Annotated in this window: 1 pseudogene; it reads right to left on the reverse strand. The window is 78.2% G+C overall.

Going from position 1 to position 1,356, the window contains the following annotated elements:
- Nucleotides 1-1,356, reverse strand: a pseudogene (locus tag GTW67_RS10850) (ABC transporter permease); the annotation flags it as partial.

Genomic DNA, 1,356 nt, shown 5'->3' on the forward strand with positions numbered 1-1,356 from the left:
GGTGAACGCCGTTCCGGGGCCCGCGCCGAACGGGTCGTCGCGCAACTGCCCGGCCAGCTCGTCCCGCACCACGACCTGCGCCGGATCGACGTCCGGGAAGGCGCGCAGGGCGGCGGCCACCCCGGCCGCCTTCCCCGGCGCCGTCCGCAGCCACCACTCGGTGGGCGTCACGCTCTCCCCGTACCGCGCCTGCAAGACCCGGTTCACCGACCGCAGGTCGACCAGGAGCGCCCCGCCGTCCTTCTCCGTGCCGCGCAACGGGGCGTCCGTCGCGGTGGTCGTCGGCAGCGCGTGGACCGTGTGCGTGATCCGCACGGTGACGGTCCGGCCGTCCAGCGCGATGTCCACCGGCTGTCGGGCGCGGGCGCCCGTGGAGTCGAGGAAGCGGTCGGTCGCCACGGCCGTGAGCTGCGGCGGCGCGGGCTGCGCGGCGTCCAGCCGCACGGTCAGCGACGCGGTCTCCCAGGGCGTGTCGGCCGGGACGTACCCGGTGCCGTACTCGATCCGCGGCGGACCGGACGCCAGCAGCCGGGGCCGGGTGGGGCTGGTGGGCGCGTCCGGGGGCGAGACCTGGCCGGCGCCGCGTGCGGTGGCCGTCCACGAGCGGGGCAGCTCCAGCTTCCGCACGGTGCCGTCGGCCGACGTCGCGGTCAGCGCCTCCAGGGTGAAGCGGTGCTGCTGGGCGCGGCCGCTCGGCTGGGCCATGACCAGCTCCACGCCGGTCACGGTCAGCGGGCCGGAGGAGACGGGGAGTTCCAGGGTGTGGCCGCGGCCGTCGGCGTCCAGCGCGCCGGCCGGCAGCCGGTACGGCACGCCGTCGCGGTCCTGCGCCGTGACGGTCACGTCGGCCGTCATGCCCGTGGCCCCGCCGGCCCCCGCGCGGCCCAGGGTCGCCGTAAGGGCCAGTCGCGCGGTGCCCGCCGGCACCTTCGCGCCCGCCGCCTCGCCCTCCGGGGCGAGAGAGGAGAGCAGCGACCGGGCCGGTACGGGGGACAGGTCCGGGCGGAGCAGCATCGCGTCCGCGGCGCCCGCCGTGTCCAGCGCCAGCACCGTGGCCGTCCGGTCGCCGGACATCTGAAGGGACGTACGGACGGCGGGGGCCGCCTCCCGGACGCCCGGGACGGCCGCGTACGTCTCCGTGCGGCCCAGCTCCGCCGTCCCGGAGGCCAGCACCCGCACCGGAGCGCCGGCGCGGAAGTCCGCCTGGTCGTCCTGCGAACGGTCCCAGGAGGCGCCCTGACCGACCGCCAGCATGCCCAGCGCCGTCGCCAGGACCAGCAGCAGCACCGGACCGGCCCCGCGCATCGGGCGGCGGCTGAGCTGCCAGCCCGCCAGCGCCGAGGCCAGCCCGCGCCC

It is taken from the genome of Streptomyces sp. SID5910, assembly GCF_009862125.1.
GTDB lineage: Bacteria > Actinomycetota > Actinomycetes > Streptomycetales > Streptomycetaceae > Streptomyces.